A 19,761-nucleotide genomic window follows, 5' to 3' on the forward strand; every position below is an offset into this window, starting at 1 on the left:
ATAAAGGTAGTGGAGGGGGCAATTTTCGCTCCGTTTTTTGCGCGACTCAAAAAGTATGTTTAGGTCACAAAATTTATAAAAAAAATTTAGCTGAGAAAAGATTAGGCCTGTTTGCACCAATCCTCTGGCATTTTTTTCGATGAAATTTGCTCATTTGTTTTCCCTGAGTGGGGGTGTTTGGGCCGCTTTTAGGTGATTATTTACAGTAGGTGTAATGTTGTATAAAAAAAGAAAAGCAACCGCAACTACGATTTTGTAAGCGTCAAGAAGGATAAAGTTCATTACGAACATTATGGAAAAGTGACGGAGATAGGACTATTTTATCGTAAAGAGTGCCTTTACTGCAAGGTGAACTTTGAAGCCCGTAGGGTAGATACTGCCTTTTGTTCTCACAATTGCCAAAAGGCTTATCGGCGTAGGGAGTTAAGAATTTAGAAGTCTTTATAAAGTTGAACGGCTTGGCGATGGGCGGGGATTTTAGCACCGAACTTCAATAGAAATACCAAAGTTCAATAGAATACCTTCAGCCCTGCCTGAAGCAAGCCCCTTATTAGCAGCTGGCTTTTCTATGTTCACGTTTGTTTTTTTGTTTTTGAATCAAAATTTATCCCCGCTTTTCGAGCCTGACTGGATTGAAGTTTTCGCTCAATTTTGTGGCTTTTTCCATCTTTTACAAACAAGGCTCCCGTTTGTTTAAAAAAGAAAGAAACATCGTTCTCAATGCAGGCATTTCTAATTTCCAACACCCAATCATAATTACAAACTCGGGCATTTTCGCCCGATTCTCCACCTACAATTACCGCATTAATCCAATCGCCTTTTAGCAATTCTGTTAGATTTATAGCACCCAAAAGTGGTTCGCAAATAATCGATTTATGTTTAAAAGGAAGCTCTTTAAAAACTGGAAGCCGTAGTTCTGCCTGTTTTTGGTTTTCTACCGAACACAAAATTTTTACATTATCATAACCCGAACCCCAATCTTCTGGCAAGCAACGCATTACTCGGTCAATTCGTTTTGTTGCCATTGTAAAGGTGAGGTCTATGCGATGTTTTATCATTTTCCACGCATCCTCACGCCAATCATCTGCTTCTTCTATAAAAAAATCGGAGGTAAAGCAAGTCCAAACGTTTTCTCCTGCGGGTATTTTGTAAGTTCCGTCTCGTTTTCTTTTTAAGGGTAAATTAAAATTCTGGGTTTTATACACCTTTTTGCTATCGATACCATACAACGCATCTCGCCGAAAAACATAACAGTTTTTGCAACCTTCGCTGATTTTGATGCAACCGTGCCATAAATTCCAGATAACCGACATCGCAATTTCTTAGTTTAATTTTTTTTTTGGTAAACTTGCTGCCACCAATTTATACGAGTTTTCAACCAAATCTTTTATCATTTCTTCGGAAATTTTGCCCTTTAATTCAACATTAATCCAGTGCTTCCAACTCAAATTAAAAGGTCTTTCAAAACCTTCTTGGTCGCTGAGCTCTTCAATCTTTTCAGGATCACATTTTAAGGTGCAATAATCAAATCTATCAATATCAAAGAAGCAAAACATTTTTTTGCCTACATAAAATACCAAGATAGCTCTCGAATTTTTGAAAAATCCAGCAAAAGGCATTCCTTCGTGTGTATCGGGAAAAGATAAACAGTATTTTTGTAAGGCTTCAATGTCCATCATTTTTTTTATTAATTGGTTTATTTTAAGGTCGTTCAATCCCTTCAAAAATTTTCAAAACATCCAGGGCGTGATTTGTTGGGTCATAAGGAGGATTTCCAATGCCTTTTACATTGAGTTCAGTTGTTACTGGTTTCCATAGTTGGTCGCGGTTGCCTGTTGCTAAATTAATAAGGGCATCACGAACAAAATTATCACGAACAATCTGCTCTTCGCTTGCGTTTGGGCTTTGCTGACCTACGATGCCGTACATTTCTGTTCCGTGAACGGCGGGAACTCCTTCTACTGGTCCAACACAGAGCAAATAAGATTTACCTCCAGCATTAGCGTGTGCAATAGCACCACGTGTTTGTGGTAGTGTAAACGAAAAATCGGTCAGCAACAAACCACGAATCTCAACTGGGGTACGTTCATCAACGTTGTACGAATCGATAATTTTTTTGACACGGCTGCGTGGAATTCGGTTGCGGTTGGCGAATTCCTTGACTAGGTTGTCGATGCTCCCAGGGTCAAAATTCTTGGTATTGTGAAGAACCCACCATCCCGTTTCGTAGGTGGTACTGCTAAAAAGAATATCGATGTCTTTATGTCGTCCAGACTCAAGGATTCGCATTGGATGGTCGATAAGAACTCCATTTGGTTGATTCCTGTCATCAATGGTAGCTACAGCATCATTGTCGATGCCGTGCATAGCTCCAGGATCTGTAAACAATAGCTTACTCATAGTCTCAACAAGGAGATTTGCATCTAAATGCAGTATTTGTTCAGGGTCGTCTTGAATGCCAAGTGCGGTAAGGACGGCCAAGGCTCTCTCTTCAGCACCCCAAGCAGGAACCTGTCGTGATGGCATACCAGAAAATGCTGCGATACGATGAAATAATCCATCGGCTGATGGTGCTGCAAGTAGAGCGAGTGCAGAGAAGGCACCAGCGCTGTGCCCAGTAATAGTAACATTATTAGGGTCTCCACCGAACTGGGAGATATTTTTTTGCACCCATTTGAGCGCCGTAATCATATCTTGCAGACAAAGGTTTGTAGCCTCCGAGAGTTTTCCTCCATATTGAGAGAGAGAAAGTGCTCCGAAAACGCCTAATCGATAGTTAATAGAAACTCCAATCACACGACCTGTAGCAGCGAGACCAGAAGCATTTGACACGGTCTGTGTGTTTGCTCCGTTTGTCCAGCCACCGCCAAAGATATAGACAACTACAGGCAAAGGTTTATTGTCGATGTTTTCAGGTGCCCAGATATTGAGGTTTAGGCAATCTTCACTTAAACCATTATCGGCTTCGAGCCAATCGGCATTACCAGATTGTAGCGGTGCAGCTCCTTTTTTGTCGTAAGGTAAATTTGGATTATACGGTAACAAAACAGGACTGCGAAAACGTTCTGAAGTGGCGTAAGGAATACCCAGCCAAGAGCGAACAGTTTGAGATGTGGTAGTTTTATTTATATTCATGATATTTTTTTTTGGGGTAACTTTATTCGCACCGTTTAATTCTATTGTTCAATGGGCTATCTGTTATTTTAATTTCACTTTATTTACGCTGTTTTGTTGGTGACTGCCCTTGTATATCCAATGTCTGTCACTGTGATCAGTTAAAAGAATGTCTAAACTCCAATGGTGTCTGGCTCATTTTGTTTTTAAACACTTTGCTGAATGATTGCGGATATTCAAAACCTAACTGATAAGCAATTTCGCTTACGGATAATTCTGTTGTTGCTAAAAGTTCTTTGGCTTTTTCCAGAAGCTGATTTTGAATATGTTGTTGCGTAGTTTGTCCTGTCAAATTTTTCAGCATATCATTTAGATAGTGAGCTGATACAAATAATTTTTCAGCAAAATATTGTACGGTGGGTAATCCTGATATACTTAAATCATCATTTTGATAATAGGCATTCAGTAAATCTTCAAATTTTAAAAACAAATCGTTTGATGCTTTCTTTCTTGTGATGAATTGACGGTTGTAGAAACGATTGCAATAATTCAGCAATAAATCTATATGAGAAACAACTACATCTTGCGTAAAGTTGTCTATCATTGCCTCAATTTCCTGTCGCAGATTTTGCATTAATCCATTGATTATAGTTTCTTCTTTATCTGAAAGATGCAACGCTTCGTTGTTGGCATAAGAGAAAAACCCATATTCTTTAATCCGTTTTGCCAAAGAATAGCTTTGAATAAAATCGGGATGAAAAACAAGCATCCAGCCTTCTACTTTTGTCGTACTATTTTCTTCTATCGAAAACATTTGTTTTGGTGCAAAAAACGTCATTATTCCATCGTCATAATCATAATACTGTTGCCCATATTTCACTTTTCCATCAAAATTATTTTTCAAATAAATGGTGTAGAAATTATAAACAATTGTATTCATTTCTTCGCAAATATTTACAGCAATCTCATCAAGATTTACAACACTTACCAAAGGGTGAGTTGGTTTTTTAATATTCAGAAATTGATGCAGTTCTGAAATAGAATTTAGAAAATAAGTATTTTTGTTTTTCATTGTATAAAATTAAAAACAAGCAGCGGATAAATGGTTGTTTATCCGCTATTTTGAATGTTATAAATTAACACCTTTCATTGATGCTGCGTCATATCTTGCACCATTATCTGTTCCCAATGGAATGATTTTTTCCAATTGGTTCAAATCTTCTTGCGTTAACGAAATGCCTGCTGCTGCTATATTTTCTTCCACATATTTCACACGTTTTGTGCCCGGAATTGGCGTGTGCCCTTTTGCAACAACCCAGGCAATGGCCAATTGTGCGGAAGTGATATTTTTTTCAGCTGCTACTTTTTTAATTTCATTTACCAACTCTACATTTTTGTAAAATTGCTCACCTTGAAATTTGGGTATAAATTTTCGGAAATCATTTTCTCTAAAATCTTGTGGCTTTTGTATTTCACCATTTAAAAACCCTCTTCCAACTGGTGAATAGGCAATTAGACTGATACCTAAGTCTTTCAGCGTATCCAAAATGCCCAATTCTTCAATTTGTCTTTCAAACAATGAATATTCGGACTGCACTGCCGTAAGCGGGTGAACTTGGTGTGCTTTTCTGATAGTTTCAGAACTTACTTCCGAAAGTCCGATATATTTTACTTTCCCTTCTTTTACCAATTCGCCCATTGCTTCTACAGTTTCTTCAATTGGTGTATTAGTGTCCAATCGATGCAGATAATACAAATCGATATAATCTGTACCCAAATTTTTTAATGAACGCTCTACAGCTTTTTTTACATAACTTTTACTGCCATTTATAGCAGCCCAGTTAGCTTGTCCGTTATCGTCGATTTCAAAACCAAATTTTGTGGCTATAATATATTTTTCTCTGTTGCCATCGATGGCTTTTGCAATCAGCGTTTCGTTAAGAAAAGGACCATATATATCTGCCGTATCCAAGAACTTACCGCCCAACTCTAATGAACGATGAATGGTAGCAATTGCTTCTTTTTCATCTGCTTTTCCATAGATGTCTCCTCCGAAACCTGTGGTCATGCCCATACAACCAAGACCGATTGCAGGAACTACTAATCCCTGACTTCCTAATTTTACTTCTTTAATGTTGCTCATAAAATGTTTGCTTTTAATATTCTTGGCAAAGGTCAAACTATGGTTTCTGAAAAAAGTATCTAAATCAGGCGATGTTGTATCCAAATGAGAGGTTACTATTTTAATGTTTAAATTTTAGATGTGATTGGATTTTTGAAAATTCAGTCAGTTCTTGTTTGCCCCGCGGTCGGTTAGGGCTGCCACCAACTCTCCAAATAGATGCTACTTTATTTATGTGAAAAGTTATCAAACGGTAGCAGCAAGGTAAATCTAGTAAAATAGCCTAGTGAATGAATGAGGGAGAAGCAAACAAAAAAGCCCTAAAATTGATTTTAGGGCTTTCGGAAATGCGAATGATTTCTTGTAAGTTGCTAAAAATGAACGAATTGGGCAGAGAGAAAGAGATTCGAACTCTCGATACGGTTGCCCGTATACACACTTTCCAGGCGTGCTCCTTCAACCACTCGGACACCTCTCTGTTTATTTCAGGCTGCAAAACTAATCCAAAGTAGGCGGACACACAACTATTACCGACAGAATTTAAGGGTATCTACGAAAAGAAGCGGCACTACTGAAAGCAAATGATTTATGGTTTAATGAGTATTTAGGCGGGTGAAATGGATTTCTTTGTAGAATTCACTTTTTTAATGAACGTATTGGAATGAAAATGAGCTGCTTATCGGTGTCATTATTCGCGGCTATCATGAATAATGAAATGACCATACCAGAATATGCCCGACTTTGCAAAAATCTGGGCCTTGACGGTTTTGATTTGGGTAGTACTTTAATTAAAAATCACACACCCAAGTACATTGCTCAGCTAAAAAATGAGATTGCCGAAGAAGGTATTCCGCTAATAATGATTACGACTTACCCCGATTTTACGCATTCGGAGCATTTGCAGCGGGAGAGAGAGTTTGATTTTTTGGTGCACGACATCGCGTTGGCCTCCGCCTTGGGGGCAAAATTCGTACGCGTAACCGCCGGGCAGGCGCATCCCAATACCCGCGAGGATGAGGGCATACGGTGGGCCATCGAATACCTAAAAAAGGCAGCTCCCGTGGCCGACAAATACGGCATCAGGCTCGTGTACGAAAACCACGCCAAGCCCGGCGCGTGGGAGTATATCGACTTTAGCCATCCTCCCGCCATTTTTTTGCAGATTGCCGAAGGCCTACGCGAAACGTCGGTCCGGATTAATTTTGATACCGCCAATATTTTAGCCGCAGGGTACGCAGATACCATTGAAATCCTCGACGCCGTTTTTGATAAAGTATTGACCATTCATGTAGCCGAAACCGCCACATTTGGACAATTGCAACCCGTTGCGCTAGGGACAGGAATCGTACCTTTTGGGGAGATATTTAGCTACCTAAAATCCAAAAATTTTGACGGATGGCTTTGTTTGGAAGAGTGGGCCAACAAAGGAAAAGAAGGCATCCAAGAAAGCGTAACATTTGCCCGTCGGACTTGGGCAGAGGCCTGACATAGGCTAAAATCATTCACTTTTAACCTCCTAGTTTCAAGATGAAATTCAGCAATAGCCTTTTTATTAGCATTTGGGCTTTGATAGGCCTTTTGGGTTTTAGGTCTTACTTTTCGGGTAATAAAATCAACAGAGGGGAGAAACCAACCTTTGCTCTACCAAACATCATTGTTATTTTGGCCGACGATTTGGGCTATGGTGATTTGCAGTGTTACAACCCTGATTCGCAGATACCGACACCTCATCTTAACCAATTGAGTCAGACAGGCCTTCGGTTTACCGATGCTCATTCGAGCTCGTCGGTTTGCTCACCAACTCGTTATGGGCTTTTGACGGGCCGCTACGCTTTTCGGTCGCCTTTAAAGAAAGGAGTCTTGGGGGGCTTTTCTCCACCATTGATTGAAAACGAACGACTTACCATTGCCGATTTGCTCAAGAATGCGGGTTATCAAACCGCCGTGATTGGTAAATGGCATTTGGGGCTTGAGTGGCCTCTTCAAAATGGTGCAATGCCACCGCCTCGCTCAGAGCCCGATGTGTGGCCCACGGGCAATGGCCTGAATATTCAGGCGGATTTGATACAAGGACCCAAGGATTTGGGGTTTAATTACAGCTATATTATTCCGTCTTCTTTGGATATACCGCCTTATCTCTACCTCGAAAATGGCAAACCCACCGAACGAGAAATCGTGGAATTGGCGGGAAATAACGAACCGAGGGGCGTGTTTTGGAGAACGGGCCCCGCAGGTAAAGGCTTTAAAGTAGAAAATACGTTGGATATTTTGGGACAAAAAGCGCAGCAATACATGACCGAAATGAGTAAGCAGAAAAAGCCCTTTTTTCTGTATTTGCCACTGACGAGCCCTCATACCCCTTGGGTTCCGTCAAAGGAGTTTCGGGCCAAATCCAACGCGGGTATTTACGGAGATTTTGTGATGCATACCGATTTTGTGGTTGGAGAGGTGTTGGCGAAACTGGAAGCGTTGGGGTTAAAAGAAAACACCCTTGTCATCTTCACTTCCGACAACGGAGCAGACTGGAAGCCCAGTGACAAGGAAAAATTCCCCAAGCATCGGGCAAACTATGGGTACCGAGGTCAAAAATCGGATGTTTGGGAAGGCGGTCATCGGATTCCTTTTCTGGTCAGTTGGCCCCAAGCAATCCATAAAACCCGTACCCTTGACCATACCCTCTGCCTCACCGATTTGATGGCTACTTTTGCTTCTCTCACCAGCCAGACGCTACCCGCAAATGCAGGCCAAGACAGTTTTGATTTCTCCAAACTCCTGACAACCTCACCCACCAAAAAGCCGGTACGGCCCAGTATTATTCATCATTCAATTGATGGAATGTTTGCCATTCGGTCGGGAAAGTGGAAATATATTGACGGCGCGGGCAGTGGTGGCTGGTCAAAAGGGCCAACGAATGATAGAAACCCTGCCTTGTCCGCTCAACTGTATGACCTTGAAAAAGATTCAGCTGAAACCAATAATTTAATGGACACTTACCCGAAAATCGCGGCCAATCTGCGTGCTTTATTAAAACAACAACAACAAAACGGTTATACCCGAAACGGCGCAAAAAAGTAAACTTTCTCTAAGTTAGAAGTGCGAGACAGGTTTTGTGAAATGCTGGGATGATATTTTTGGAAAAAATGAGTTTGCGATTTTTCGGCTTGTGCCCCATTTTGCAAAAGGGCTAAAAAGTAAAAAGCCCCAAAACACTTGGTTTTGAGGCTTTTAGCGTTTCCGCAGAGCGATTTTGTGACCCATAGGGGAATCGAACCCTTTATTGATTATCAGGTACTTACAGACTAAAATCTAAACAGCGTACTGTAAAACGTACTGTTTTTTGAATATGTACATTCTGAATATTATCCTTAAAATAAATATAAGTATCTGTTTATCAGTACGTTATTCAAAATTTAGTACACTAGATTTAACGTACTGTGAAATGTACTGTAAATTGTAGTAGTTAATCAGCCTAGTTCACTAGTGACAAGTTTAAGAAGTTCTTTTTTGTCCATTGTACTTTGCTCCGATTTATCATAGATGGTGACCAAATAAACAGTTTGGTCATTGGCCGATTCATCTACAAAATAGGTAATCACTCTAAAGCCTCCACTTTTGCCCTTTCCCTTACTTTCGCTTGCCATTCTGACTTTATACAGCCCTGCACCTAAACTTTGTCCCTGTGTCGGATTTTGGGATAAAGCTTCCCCTAAACTTACAATTTCGTCTATGAGGCTAGAATGTTTTTTTATGAGTCGTTTTACTTTACGGTCGAAACTTGAAAAGGTTCTTACCTTAGCCATTTTTAAGTTCAGTTATAAGTTCAGATAATGGCCGCGTTTCGGCTTTACCTTTTTTTAATAACTTCACTTGTTCGATGCTTTCGTTCAAAGCTGAAAGTGAAATATCAATTGTTTCTTCACTTTCAATGAGTCGCTTCACTTCCTGCTGTACCTTCTTGGGTAAAGCCTTGTACACTTCATAAAAACCTTGTGCTGTGCTCATGGCATTTGTTTTTTTATTAATTCTATTAACTCACGTTGTGACGTAATCAGTTCATTTACTTTAGATTCTATGGCTGATAGTCTTTTGTTGGTTTTATCTTCCTCATTATGAATATCAATCATTTTGTTGTGGTCATCGGTCAAAATACCTAAAACACTGTGCATTATCTCATACTTCTTTTCCAGTGTTTTTATGTATTCAGAGTCACTAGAAGCATTGTCTCCTATTTTTTCTCCCAACAATACCGAAACACTAACACCAAGAATTTCAGCTATCTGGTATAATCGACTTACTGTCAGTGCCGTTTTCCCCTTTTCTATCTGAAAATAGGCAGATTGACCAATATTTAACCGTTCAGCCATGTCGTATTGAGATAGATTTTTCTCATTACGGATTTGTGCAATTCTATCAAAGACTTCCATACATACAAAATTAAAACAAAATAGAAATCGGATTGAATAATATTTTAGATTAAATGATTGTATATAACAATCGTTTAATCTTTATTTGCAATCAAACAAACGTTTTTAAAGATTATGGAACTAGTCACTCAAACCACTTTACAAAAAATAGTCAATGAGTATGAGGAACGTACTGCATTGAAATTCAAGCCCGATGAACGTTTTTATGAACGTATCGAAATTAACCCCAAACGTTTTTGGCAATTGGTAAAAGGGAAAAAACGACCTACTTATGATGAAGCCGTAAACCTTACTAAATACTTTGATTTACCCTTAACAGACCTTTTTTAAAAAACCCTACACCGTTGGCGCGGTAGTAGGGCTTAACTATTTCACAATCAGGCAATAATTGTAAAACTATGGCAAATTTAAGAAAAAAAGTATCTGCCAACCCTAAACCCTATTTTAAGACAAGGGTAAACCACCTACACATGGCGGTCAAATTTGGGGGAAAAGAAAGCAACTATCGGAGTATAGGGATAAAGATAGAAGACGGTGAGCGATGGCATAACGCAACCCGTACGATTATTCCCAATGACCAAAAGACTGCACTTGTCAGGCAGATAGAAACCGATTTGAACGAAATCTATTACACGTTCAAAGCTAAACGGCAAAGTATCAATGCAAATATGTTGCTTGACTATGTAACCAATAAAAGGGACTGGACAAACGACATCCCCAATTTATTGGGCTGTATTGATGCGTATATCGAAAGCCGTAAAGATGAACTGACAAGTGGATTAATCAGTAAAATAACCTTTGGACGTTTTGCAGTACGCAGAATCAATACCGCTGAATTTTTGACCCGAAAGTACAAAACGCATTATCTACCGTTAGACCAACTACAGCCAATCATTTGTACAGAGTATAAAACCTTCTTGAAAACTCAAAAGAAGTACGGGAAAGAAGTCATAAACAAAGATTTAGGCTTTATGAAACGGGTTTTACGGTTTGCTGTTATGAATGGTTGGACGGAAAGAAATGTATTTGAATCCTACAAAGCAGAGCCTGTAGAACGAAATATTAAAGCCCTTAACATTACGGAATTACGGCAAATTGAGCAATTAGAAAACTTAGACCCTACTACTGATAAAGTGCGTTGGGCTTTCGTTTTTTCCTGCTATTCAGGGCTGAATCATTCCGATTTGAGGGTGTTACGACCCATACATTTAGAAAAACTTTCCGATTCAATAACGGTACTGAGACAACCCCGAACCAAGAACGGTAAAGGGCGTGTAGTACCACTACCGCCGCCTGCTTTGAAAATACTTGAAATGTATTCCGAGCATTGTAAAAAAACGGGTTTCCTGTTACCTACTGAACTTCCACAGGATGCCAACGACCGGCTAAAAGTGATACAGGCACAAATGAAGTTTAAACGTTTTCTGCTTACTACTCGTATCGGTCGTTCAACGTTTTCTACGCTTTTGGCAAATTTGGGCGTGCCAACGGACATTCTAAAAAATGCAACCGGCCACACCAATACAAGTACACTCCTAAAGCATTACGCCAAATACCACGATGAAACTACTATCAACGCGGTAAATGAAGCCTGGACAAAACTCATACCTTAATCCTAACAGATACAACTATGCAAAATTCAATGCTACAGATACCCCAAATAAAGGCACTGGACGGACTTTATACCGAACTCAAAACAGAATTACCCGAACCATTATTTGATAAGGTCATAAACGTGCATTTTGACATTATAGAGCGATTTAGGATTCAGATGGAAATCACAGAATTCCTAACTGCTAAAATGGTCAGAATGGCTGATAAATTATTAGGTGAATAACAAAAAAGACCTGCCAAACGGTAGGTCTTTTTCTAATGATAAAAATCTTTCAAAATACCTGATTCCCCAATCAGGCCAAAACTTTAAAAGCATGAGTAAAATTACTGATATTCCTGACAATAAGCAAGTTGCAAGAGTGGGATTTGCTGAAAACTTTCAAATATTTGAACGGATAATAAACCTTATCTCAAAGGTAAATTTCCGAAAACTAGCAGGGAAAGATTTTGTAGATGACGAAGCAAAAAAAATAGGTCAAAAGCACCATTTGATTATATGCGTTGAGCATTTGATTAAAATCGCGAATGGTGCAGGGTATGACATCTCTAAATATCAAGGTAGTATCTATGTTTATAATGGTTCATTTTGGCAATTGTCCAATGATGAAGACCTAAAAGACTTACTTGGTAAAGTCGCTGAAAAAATGGGCATTGACAGGTACAATGCTCGTTTTTATGATTTCAAAGAAAAATTATTCAAGCAATTCATATCGTCAGCCAGATTGAAGGAAGTACTTAAACCTAAGGACTCCGTTTTAATCAATCTCTTAAACGGTACATTTGAAATAAACGCCAAAAATCAAAAGTTAAGAGACTTCAAAAAAAGTGATTTTATCACCTATCAGTTACCGTTCAATTATGACCAAAAGGCCGAATGTCCTTTGTTTATGACCTACTTGAATAAAGTGCTTCCAGATACTGGATTGCAGGATATTTTGGCTGAATATATGGGTTATGTATTTGTAAAGCATCTTAAACTTGAAAAAGCCCTGTTGCTTTATGGGTCAGGTGCAAACGGAAAGTCTGTATTTTTTGAGGTGATGAACGCCATTTTAGGCACTCAGAACGTAACAAACTACTCTCTGCAAAGTCTGTCGAATGAAGCTTATCGCGCCAATTTAGCCAATAAACTTTTAAACTATGGCAGTGAGATAAAATCAGGTTTGCAAAGTGATATTTTCAAACTGTTGGTCAGTGGTGAACCCGTTGATGCAAAACCCCTTTATAAACAGCCCTTTATTATGAATGACTACGCCAAACTAATGTTTAATTGTAATGAGCTGCCGAAAGAAGTAGAACATACTGACGCATATTTTAGGCGCTTTCTAATCATTCCTTTTGAGGTAACTATTCCCGAAAATGAACGGGATAGCCAATTACCCAAAAAGATAATCAATTCAGAATTATCAGGCGTTTTTAACTGGATTCTGAAAGGATTAAACCGAATAGTAGCCAATGCCAAATTTACTGATAGTGAACATACGGCTAATATTCTTAATAAGTACAGAAACGAGTCCGATAGTGTCTTTCAATTCCTACTTGAAGGAGACTATACACCAGATGCAAAAAGCGTTATCAAATTGGCAGAAATGTATGGTGACTTCTCAAAATATTGTACTAATTCAGGTTATAGGGCTCTTAATTTAAAGCATTTTCAAGAAAGACTTGAAAAGAAAGGATTCAGAATTGATAAAAGAAATGTTGGTAAAGTGGTATTCTGTAAAAAATACAACGATTTAACGTAAATAATTGACAGTCAAAACTTCGCGCGAAAATGCAAAAAAGTAAAGATTTATAGAACACTGTCACTTTTGTCACTTCCGTCACTCGGACAAAAACTAAAAAGTGACGATAGTGACGAAAGTGACAGTTTGGGGTAATAAAGGTTTTTTTGAGTTTTACGCGAAGGGTAATTTGTACAATTTAATGTTTTAAGCCGCTAAAAAGAAAAGAAGAAATGATACCAAACGAAGTAATACAACGTCTAAAGACTATACCTATAACAGCCTATCTTTCGAGTATGGGCATTGAACCTGTAAAAGAGCAAAACGGGCAATTGCTTTATTATTCACCCTTCAAAGATGAAAATACACCTTCATTTTTTGTAAACCCTCAGAGAAACGTTTTTAAGGACTTTACGACTAACGACAAAGGCGGTGACGTAATCACGTTGGTACGTCGCTTAAAAGCCTGTGATTTTGCCAAAGCCGTTCAATTACTAGAAGCGTTCGACGGAATAACCCGTTCTTTTTCTTTTAGCGGCCAAATAAAGCCCTGCAATGAAAAATCTGGGATTGAAGTACAGAAAGTAAAGGCACTGGAAAATAAAGCCTTGATAGCGTATTTGGGCAATGTACGGGGCATTCCGTTTGCCATTGCTACCAAGTACGTCAAGGAGTGTTATTTTAGAGCCAACGGCAAAAATCAGTTTGCGGTTAGTTTTGAAAACGATTTAGGAGGCTTTGAACTTAGAAACGTCTATTTACCGCTATCAACGCATCCGAAGACAATCACAACTATCAAAGGGGTAGATAATTCAACAGCGTTGATTTTTGAGGGCTTTATTGATTTTCTTTCATATATCGTTTGGCAGGGCAAAGAACCCGATTGTGATGTTATCGTTTTCAACTCTATTTCCAATATCCAAACCTCTATCTCTTTGCTTAAAACGTATCAAACGGTGTATGGCTACCTTGATAACGACAACGGAGGTGAAACGGGAATGAAATCCCTAGCGATGGCAGGGATAAACGTAACGGATTGCAGGGAGTTGTATAAACCCTACAAAGACGTAAACGATTATTTGACGAAGTGTTTTTTGAGGCCGTAGCCGTATCCCTACGCGCGTGCAAATGCACACGCGCGTAGGGAGGCAGAAAAATAGGCAGAAATGATGGCAGAAAACCAGTCAAAATGGCTGTTTAGGCCACCTTTAAACCAACAATAAACCGTAAGTAAATCAGATATAACTCGGACAAATGGAAAAGAAGAAAAGCAACCGAAACTATGATTTTTTGAGCGTTAAGAAGAACAAACGTCATTATAGTTCCTCCTATGGTGAGTACTACGAAATAGGAATGTTTTATGAAAAGGAGTGCCTTTACTGTAAGGTAAACTTTGAAGCCCGTAGGGTAGATACTGCTTTTTGTTCACATAATTGCCAAAAGGCGTATCGGCGTAGGGAGTTGAGGGAGCGAATGTAATGTTTGGAGATTACTGCAAGCTGATATATTCTACAGCCCTGATAAATTAAAAATGTTAAATTACTGCTATCAGCTTAATACTGGTGTGTTAAACCCACTTTTGAGAAACTTCTGTTAGCGGCAAGCTAAAATTTTGAAATTTCATCTAGTTGTTCTTTGTAATAAAAATCTTTATATGGGTATTCGTGTATAAAATCTTCAGGGCTAAAGTAAGCAGCTGCAATGAAAGCATCAGCATATCGAATATAGTCCGCTCCCTTGAGTGGATAGACTCCAATCAAATCTGAAATTTTATCGGTATTGAAAATATTAATATTGTTTGGCTTATAGCAAAACCGCTCTCGAAAGGCAAATACAAATTTTTTTAAATCGTTTTTGTTGAGAGTATCTTTTAAATAGATGTAATAATTATCTAAACTAGTACTATTCTGATATTTTAAGATTTCGAAATCATATTTTGATATGTCAAACTTTCGTTGTTTTTGAAATTCAAAATGCAATTTTTCTTCTAATTGATTCTTATGTGTATTTACGGTTATTTGGTAAAATTTAATGTCTCTGTCTTTAAATGCTTCCTTGAAAACTTCAATAAGACGTTTGCTGGCAAGATAGCCAAAATAAACTCCTGTTATTGCTGATTCATGGTGATTTTTTAGTGAAGAGCTATTAAAAATCAATCGAATTTCTTGCTCGTGTTTCCATTTTTCTTTTTTAATTCCGTACATTTTTTGGAGCATCAAGTTGTTATCAAGGTCTTCAATGCCTAAAGTTGGAATATCGTCAGTATAACTAATCTCCAATTGGTTTGAATAGTCAGAGTCTTTTGTTTTGACTTTTAACTTTTCTAAATCATATTCAATACAATAACCCTTATGCGAGCTAGCATAATATGCCCACATTTGTTCACTATAACAGGTTTTTGAAAGGGATAAAATTCCAAGTTTATGTTTGTAATCTATTACTTCTTGTAATTGCTGTTTCAATTCTTTTATACCTATGGACACAAAACTGTTTAACAAGTCGAATAAATTGGATAAATTTTCTTTGAAATTAGCTTCAAAGGGGTCATTTAACATTTCAAATTTTGGTGCAAAGAACTGATTTTTTTTAAAAGTTTTTAAATCTCTTTTAAATATATCACTTTCGACTCCTCTGTATTTATATACCTTCATTTTGAGATTGATTTTAAATATTTTACCACTAATGTCTACATTTTTATACAGTTTGGAAATTAGGATTTTATTTGACCATAACTAAAGCAAAAGTTAATTTTTTTTCTGCTACTTTGTTTTTTTAACTATTAAAATAAAATATATTTTATTTGTCAAATCTAATATGCACAAAACCTAATGGTTTGGGCAAGTGTATATCTTTTTGAAATGCCTAAAACATGATTGAATGTTGATTGTGGTCAGAGGGTTATGGTGAAAGTTTTTAGCGTTTGTGGGCTTTGCATTCGGTCGAATTTGAGAGCACAATGCTGTTAATTAATTGAATTTTAAAGGAATCATAAAACTTGACTTTTGTACGTCAGCCCAGCAGACGCAAAACCGCTGTTATACACAGTTTTATTTATTCAATTGAACTTAATAGTTTATCCATATAATTATTGATGTGCTCAACTATTTCAAAGATTTGTTCATCTGAAAAACATATAGTGTCCCCTTCCTTGAAAATCTGCAAGACCTCACATTCTTCTATTTCTTTAAGTGCAATTGCTTTGTGGTGCACTAAAGAATTCCTTATTAACCTAATGTCTCCCATTATTGGTTCTTTAAGTTCGTTCTTTTTCTTTCCCATGCTAGAAGCAATCTTTTGTCTGTAATGGTCTTCCCAAAAAGCATAAACTGATATAATAAAGGTATTCCCAACAAAATTGTAATTCTTTCCTCCTTTAGACATTCTGCTCTTGAATTCTCCGTGCGTTTCTGTATGCAGATATTTATCTCTTGTTGGAGAATAATGGGAAAAAGGAATTTTATCTTGATTTACAAATGTGTACCCGATTTTTTTTGCATACCGTTCTATCTTTTCCTCAAAGTCATTTAAGGTAATTAAAAAACACATTAAGCAATCAAGGTAGATACCATAATTTTCATTAACAACATCTTTGAACTCATTTATCAATTCTTTCGTCATAAAAAATTATTTACAAATCATAAAAATACGAACCGAACCTTTAGCTTGTTAATACAGCTTGGCTTTGTTGTATGGTTATCGAAAATCAATAAAGTACAATTGTGTACTTTATTGATGCAATTTTAAAGAGATGTAAACTCCCGAAAATTGGTCATTTGGGTATGTAAAAGTACAGTTTTTGAAAATAATACCGTTTTAAACTCTTGGAATTGAGAACCATCCAAAAAAGCCATACAGCTTTAAAAGTTGTATTAATGAAAGTCTACCCTATTTTTGGGTAGTTGCTGAGTCAACTAAAATCACAGTACGTTTTTATAAAATTTTACAGTACGTTTTGGGGAGGGCTAAAAAGTAAAAAGCCCCAAAACACTTGGTTTTGAGGCTTTTAGCGTTTCCGCAGAGCGATTTTGTGACCCATAGGGGAATCGAACCCCTGTTTCAACCGTGAAAGGGTCGTGTCCTAACCGCTAGACGAATGGGCCGACTGGTTCCATATATTCGCTGCGTGGGTGAAACGTGGTGCAAAGGTACGTTTATTTTTGACAGTGTCAACAGTTGAGTGAATATTTTTTTGAATAAATATTTTCTAGCGCTGATAATCAGTACTTTTGAATAGAAAATATTTTTGAAATAGTTTTTATATGTATGGAAACGTCGATAAAACATTTATTGAAAGACCTTAATTTTAGCGTAAAGGGAAGTTTGTGGATAGAAAGTGTCGAAGAGCGGTTCTTAGGGCCAGGTAGAGTTGAGCTTTTGGAATACATTGATGAAATGGGTTCAATTAATCGAGCGGCCAAGCAAATGGGAATGTCATACAAAAAAGCGTGGGAGATGGTCAACTCGCTCAATGCTCAATCAAGCAGCCCTTTGGTGCTGACTCAGACTGGAGGCGAAAAAGGGGGAGGGGCTGTTATTACGAAAGAAGCTCGGGAGCTGATTGCCTTTTACCATCGGTTGAGACAGCGGTTTCAGTTTTTTTTGGAAGAAGAGACAAAACAACTTAACATGGATTGAATTTTTCTCTTGACACTTAAATAAAATTTTCTACTTTTGCACCCACGAATCGGGATATAGCACAGCCAGGTAGTGTACTTGTCTGGGGGGCAAGGGGTCGTGGGTTCAAATCCCGCTATCCCGACTTGATTGCCAGGGAGTTACGTTAAATCGTGACTCCCTTTTATTTTGTGGTGCAAAGCAAAGTGCACCACAAAGCCTGTAGTTATTCTACTTGCAACAAGATAACAAGGTTATTGATAACACTAAAGAATCAGGCTTTTCGAGGGGCAAGACTAAAGTTTGTGGAAAGCGTTAGATTTTTCTAGGTTTATGTTGTTAATGTACAGGTCAAACAAAATTCTGGAAGAAGGCAAAAAAATCACGCCCATTTTTTTTATAACTTTACCCACAAAGTAAAGGCCTCGGCATCTCACCTACTTTTCTGCAATAAATGGCGACTAAGCTAACTCTTATGATGAAGTATACGCTTCTTATATTCCTCTTTTTAATCTGTGGATTTGTAACACACGGACAGAATAAAAGCTCACTTGAAAATGTAGTGATCACCTCTCAAAAGAAAAAAACGCAGGTATTTACCAACGAAAAAGGTGAATTGCAGGTAAACGTATCACCAAAAGATATTGTTAAATTTAAAGCCGCTAAATTGGTTCGTTATAGTGATTTCGGTGCTAGAGGCGATGGTAAAGCCGATGATATAGACGCTATCGCGGCGACCCATGCTTTTGCCAACCTGCATGGCCTTTTGGTGAAAGCCGACGATGGAGTCACCTATTACGTTGGAGGGAAGGAGCGCACAGCGGTCATCCAAACCGACACTGATTTTGGCACGGCGGCCTTCATTATTGACGACACTGAGGTGCAAAATCGCAATGCGGCTGTTTTTACTATAAGTTCAGCTCTCAAACCGTTCAAACTGGAAGCGATATCTTCCCTTAAGAGGAACCAAAAAAAAATTGATGTGCCTTTGCCTGGGCCCTGCTTAATTACGGTCATAAACTCCAACGTAAAACAATACATCCGGTTTGGGCTTAACCAAAACAACGGCTCTTCCCAGACCGATATCTTTGTCGTTGACAAAAACGGCAACATAGATATGAACGCCCCGATTATCTGGGATTTTGACCAAATTACGGACATTACGGCCCTGCCCATTGACGAGACACCACTCAAGATCACCGGGGGACGTTTTACTACCATTGCCAATAAAGCCGAATCAAAGTATACCTATTATAATCGAAACATCTCCATCAGGCGCTCCAATGTGCTTTTAGAAGGACTACAGCACCATATAAAAGGCGAAGAAGACCACGGTGCGCCCTACGGAGGCTTCATTAACATCGGTGAATGCTCCTATGTAACGGTAAAAAATACCATTTTGACAGGTCATCGGACCTACAGTACCATTGGCGCAGCGGGTAAGCCTGTTTCTATGGGCTCTTACGACCTATCGGTCAACCGTGCCCTTAACGTATCTTTCGTGAATTGCAGCCAGACCAATGACATCAACGACAATACCTACTGGGGCATTCTGGGCTCTAACTTCTGTAAAAATCTTCTTTACGATCATTGTATTCTTTCCCGGTTTGATGCCCACCAGGGTGTTGCCAATGCCACCATCCGCAACTCGACGCTTGGACACATGGGAATCAATGCCATCGGCAGCGGACTTTTAACAGTGGAGAATTCCACCATTCGCGGCAGGAGCATTGTCAACTTGCGTCCCGACTATGGCAGTACATGGCAGGGAGAGTTGATCATCCGCAATTGTATCTTCGTGCCAGCAGACGGCAGACCCATCAGTGCCGCCCTGATAAGTGGCTCCTATTCAGGTCAGCATGATTTTGGCTACACCTCCTATATGCCAGAACGAATTACCATTGAAAATCTCCGTATCGATGACTCGCGTCATCCAGAAAATTACCAAGGACCTGCTATTTTCGCCAATTTCAATCCGCAAATGACGGATAATTCCTACCAAGAAAAATTTCCCTATGTCATAGCGAAAGAGGTCATTCTTAGGGATATAACAACTGCTAGCGGGAAGGTGCTGAGAATCAGCGATAATCCGTTTATGTTCCGAGGTGTAAAGGTTAACACTGGCCAGTGACGTTATGCATCCTTATCA

At 38.6% G+C, this 19,761-nt stretch carries 19 protein-coding genes and 3 tRNA genes; 10 read left to right on the forward strand and 12 right to left on the reverse strand.

From position 1 onward, the window contains the following. Positions 1-572: 572 nt before the first annotated feature. The 6 genes from DVG78_RS07175 to DVG78_RS07195 form a co-directional block, all read right to left on the reverse strand. The gene (locus tag DVG78_RS07175) at positions 573-1,313 is read right to left on the reverse strand and encodes a DUF5131 family protein (protein WP_199563214.1); all 741 of its coding nucleotides are present in this window, start codon (positions 1,311-1,313) and stop codon (positions 573-575) included. Positions 1,314-1,322: 9 nt separating this feature from the next. Beyond that, a complete protein-coding gene (locus DVG78_RS30200; protein WP_199563215.1) occupies positions 1,323-1,679 on the reverse strand; it encodes an MmcQ/YjbR family DNA-binding protein in 357 nt (118 codons plus the stop codon). A 22-nt stretch (positions 1,680-1,701) separates the two neighbouring features. After that, the gene (locus tag DVG78_RS07180) at positions 1,702-3,135 is read right to left on the reverse strand and encodes a carboxylesterase family protein (RefSeq protein WP_114460426.1); all 1,434 of its coding nucleotides are present in this window, start codon (positions 3,133-3,135) and stop codon (positions 1,702-1,704) included. Positions 3,136-3,271: 136 nt separating this feature from the next. After that, a complete protein-coding gene (locus tag DVG78_RS07185; protein WP_114460427.1) occupies positions 3,272-4,186 on the reverse strand; it encodes a helix-turn-helix domain-containing protein in 915 nt (304 codons plus the stop codon). A gap of 57 nt (positions 4,187-4,243) precedes the next feature. Beyond that, positions 4,244-5,257, reverse strand: a complete 1,014-nt coding sequence (locus DVG78_RS07190) for an aldo/keto reductase (RefSeq protein ID WP_114460618.1) — start codon at positions 5,255-5,257, stop codon at positions 4,244-4,246. Between the two features lie 370 nt (positions 5,258-5,627). Next, positions 5,628-5,714 (reverse strand) — tRNA-Ser (locus tag DVG78_RS07195). Between the two features lie 225 nt (positions 5,715-5,939). Between DVG78_RS07195 and DVG78_RS07200 the strand changes: the two genes are divergently transcribed. Next, entirely contained in the window at positions 5,940-6,722 is a 783-nt protein-coding gene (locus DVG78_RS07200; protein WP_229598160.1) for a sugar phosphate isomerase/epimerase family protein, read from the forward strand. Positions 6,723-6,763: 41 nt separating this feature from the next. After that, positions 6,764-8,311: a sulfatase family protein gene (locus DVG78_RS07205; protein ID WP_114460428.1), complete on the forward strand. Its 1,548-nt coding sequence runs from the start codon at positions 6,764-6,766 to the stop codon at positions 8,309-8,311. A 389-nt stretch (positions 8,312-8,700) separates the two neighbouring features. On the opposite strand, the gene DVG78_RS07210 is transcribed toward DVG78_RS07205, so the two are convergent. Genes DVG78_RS07210 through DVG78_RS07220 form a run of 3 tightly spaced genes read right to left on the reverse strand, consistent with a single transcriptional unit; the run spans position 8,701 to position 9,660 of the window. Beyond that, on the reverse strand, positions 8,701-9,036 hold the full coding sequence (locus tag DVG78_RS07210; RefSeq protein WP_114460429.1) for a type II toxin-antitoxin system RelE/ParE family toxin: 336 nt from the start codon (positions 9,034-9,036) through the stop codon (positions 8,701-8,703). Further along, positions 9,029-9,238 (reverse strand): hypothetical protein, encoded by a 210-nt coding sequence (locus DVG78_RS07215; protein ID WP_114460430.1) that lies wholly within the window; start codon positions 9,236-9,238, stop codon positions 9,029-9,031. The genes DVG78_RS07210 and DVG78_RS07215 overlap by 8 nt, the downstream gene beginning before the upstream one ends. Beyond that, positions 9,235-9,660 (reverse strand): helix-turn-helix domain-containing protein, encoded by a 426-nt coding sequence (locus DVG78_RS07220; RefSeq protein ID WP_114460431.1) that lies wholly within the window; start codon positions 9,658-9,660, stop codon positions 9,235-9,237. Before DVG78_RS07220 ends, DVG78_RS07215 begins: the two co-directional genes overlap by 4 nt. A 114-nt stretch (positions 9,661-9,774) precedes the next feature. Between DVG78_RS07220 and DVG78_RS07225 the strand changes: the two genes are divergently transcribed. The 5 genes from DVG78_RS07225 to DVG78_RS07245 all read left to right on the forward strand — a co-directional run bounded on the left by DVG78_RS07225 (position 9,775) and on the right by DVG78_RS07245 (position 14,104). Further along, the gene (locus tag DVG78_RS07225; protein ID WP_114460432.1) at positions 9,775-9,990 is read left to right on the forward strand and encodes a hypothetical protein; all 216 of its coding nucleotides are present in this window, start codon (positions 9,775-9,777) and stop codon (positions 9,988-9,990) included. A gap of 68 nt (positions 9,991-10,058) precedes the next feature. Then, a complete protein-coding gene (locus DVG78_RS07230; RefSeq protein WP_114460433.1) occupies positions 10,059-11,273 on the forward strand; it encodes a site-specific integrase in 1,215 nt (404 codons plus the stop codon). A 29-nt stretch (positions 11,274-11,302) separates the two neighbouring features. Further along, the gene (locus DVG78_RS07235; RefSeq protein ID WP_147277011.1) at positions 11,303-11,497 is read left to right on the forward strand and encodes a hypothetical protein; all 195 of its coding nucleotides are present in this window, start codon (positions 11,303-11,305) and stop codon (positions 11,495-11,497) included. 91 nt (positions 11,498-11,588) lie between these two features. Continuing rightward, entirely contained in the window at positions 11,589-13,019 is a 1,431-nt protein-coding gene (locus DVG78_RS07240) for a DNA primase family protein (RefSeq protein WP_147277012.1), read from the forward strand. A gap of 275 nt (positions 13,020-13,294) precedes the next feature. Continuing rightward, positions 13,295-14,104, forward strand: a complete 810-nt coding sequence (locus DVG78_RS07245; RefSeq protein WP_158549984.1) for a DUF8464 domain-containing protein — start codon at positions 13,295-13,297, stop codon at positions 14,102-14,104. 498 nt (positions 14,105-14,602) lie between these two features. Here DVG78_RS07245 and DVG78_RS07250 read toward each other — a convergent pair whose 3' ends face one another. The 3 genes from DVG78_RS07250 to DVG78_RS07260 all read right to left on the reverse strand — a co-directional run bounded on the left by DVG78_RS07250 (position 14,603) and on the right by DVG78_RS07260 (position 17,098). Then, complete coding sequence (locus DVG78_RS07250) at positions 14,603-15,649, reverse strand: DUF2971 domain-containing protein (protein WP_114460437.1); 1,047 nt, start codon at positions 15,647-15,649, stop codon at positions 14,603-14,605. 400 nt (positions 15,650-16,049) lie between these two features. Beyond that, positions 16,050-16,616, reverse strand: a complete 567-nt coding sequence (locus DVG78_RS07255; RefSeq protein ID WP_114460438.1) for a hypothetical protein — start codon at positions 16,614-16,616, stop codon at positions 16,050-16,052. A gap of 410 nt (positions 16,617-17,026) precedes the next feature. Further along, positions 17,027-17,098, reverse strand: a tRNA-Glu gene (locus tag DVG78_RS07260). A 163-nt stretch (positions 17,099-17,261) separates the two neighbouring features. Here DVG78_RS07260 and DVG78_RS07265 point away from each other — a divergent pair. The 3 genes from DVG78_RS07265 to DVG78_RS07275 all read left to right on the forward strand — a co-directional run bounded on the left by DVG78_RS07265 (position 17,262) and on the right by DVG78_RS07275 (position 19,743). Continuing rightward, the gene (locus tag DVG78_RS07265; RefSeq protein WP_114460439.1) at positions 17,262-17,633 is read left to right on the forward strand and encodes a winged helix-turn-helix domain-containing protein; all 372 of its coding nucleotides are present in this window, start codon (positions 17,262-17,264) and stop codon (positions 17,631-17,633) included. Between the two features lie 50 nt (positions 17,634-17,683). Continuing rightward, positions 17,684-17,757 (forward strand) — tRNA-Pro (locus tag DVG78_RS07270). 333 nt (positions 17,758-18,090) lie between these two features. Further along, positions 18,091-19,743, forward strand: coding sequence for a hypothetical protein (locus DVG78_RS07275; protein ID WP_114460440.1), 1,653 nt, complete (start codon positions 18,091-18,093; stop codon positions 19,741-19,743). Positions 19,744-19,761 lie beyond the last annotated feature (18 nt).

The sequence above is a fragment of the Runella aurantiaca genome (assembly GCF_003339505.1).
In the GTDB taxonomy this organism is placed as follows: domain Bacteria; phylum Bacteroidota; class Bacteroidia; order Cytophagales; family Spirosomataceae; genus Runella; species Runella aurantiaca.

Bases quoted from the DNA above. Each gene is read 5' to 3' on its own strand.
- DVG78_RS07210 (WP_114460429.1), bottom strand. From the start codon at position 9,036: ATGGCTAAGGTAAGAACCTTTTCAAGTTTCGACCGTAAAGTAAAACGA.
- DVG78_RS07250 (WP_114460437.1), bottom strand. From the start codon at position 15,649: ATGAAGGTATATAAATACAGAGGAGTCGAAAGTGATATATTTAAAAGA.
- DVG78_RS07230 (WP_114460433.1), top strand. From the start codon at position 10,059: ATGGCAAATTTAAGAAAAAAAGTATCTGCCAACCCTAAACCCTATTTT.
- DVG78_RS07255 (WP_114460438.1), bottom strand. From the start codon at position 16,616: ATGACGAAAGAATTGATAAATGAGTTCAAAGATGTTGTTAATGAAAAT.
- DVG78_RS07235 (WP_147277011.1), top strand. From the start codon at position 11,303: ATGCTACAGATACCCCAAATAAAGGCACTGGACGGACTTTATACCGAA.
- DVG78_RS07200 (WP_229598160.1), top strand. From the start codon at position 5,940: ATGAATAATGAAATGACCATACCAGAATATGCCCGACTTTGCAAAAAT.
- DVG78_RS07180 (WP_114460426.1), bottom strand. From the start codon at position 3,135: ATGAATATAAATAAAACTACCACATCTCAAACTGTTCGCTCTTGGCTG.
- DVG78_RS07265 (WP_114460439.1), top strand. From the start codon at position 17,262: ATGGAAACGTCGATAAAACATTTATTGAAAGACCTTAATTTTAGCGTA.
- DVG78_RS07275 (WP_114460440.1), top strand. From the start codon at position 18,091: ATGAAGTATACGCTTCTTATATTCCTCTTTTTAATCTGTGGATTTGTA.
- DVG78_RS07215 (WP_114460430.1), bottom strand. From the start codon at position 9,238: ATGAGCACAGCACAAGGTTTTTATGAAGTGTACAAGGCTTTACCCAAG.
- DVG78_RS07175 (WP_199563214.1), bottom strand. From the start codon at position 1,313: ATGTCGGTTATCTGGAATTTATGGCACGGTTGCATCAAAATCAGCGAA.
- DVG78_RS07245 (WP_158549984.1), top strand. From the start codon at position 13,295: ATGGGCATTGAACCTGTAAAAGAGCAAAACGGGCAATTGCTTTATTAT.
- DVG78_RS07190 (WP_114460618.1), bottom strand. From the start codon at position 5,257: ATGAGCAACATTAAAGAAGTAAAATTAGGAAGTCAGGGATTAGTAGTT.
- DVG78_RS07240 (WP_147277012.1), top strand. From the start codon at position 11,589: ATGAGTAAAATTACTGATATTCCTGACAATAAGCAAGTTGCAAGAGTG.
- DVG78_RS07225 (WP_114460432.1), top strand. From the start codon at position 9,775: ATGGAACTAGTCACTCAAACCACTTTACAAAAAATAGTCAATGAGTAT.
- DVG78_RS30200 (WP_199563215.1), bottom strand. From the start codon at position 1,679: ATGATGGACATTGAAGCCTTACAAAAATACTGTTTATCTTTTCCCGAT.
- DVG78_RS07220 (WP_114460431.1), bottom strand. From the start codon at position 9,660: ATGGAAGTCTTTGATAGAATTGCACAAATCCGTAATGAGAAAAATCTA.
- DVG78_RS07185 (WP_114460427.1), bottom strand. From the start codon at position 4,186: ATGAAAAACAAAAATACTTATTTTCTAAATTCTATTTCAGAACTGCAT.
- DVG78_RS07205 (WP_114460428.1), top strand. From the start codon at position 6,764: ATGAAATTCAGCAATAGCCTTTTTATTAGCATTTGGGCTTTGATAGGC.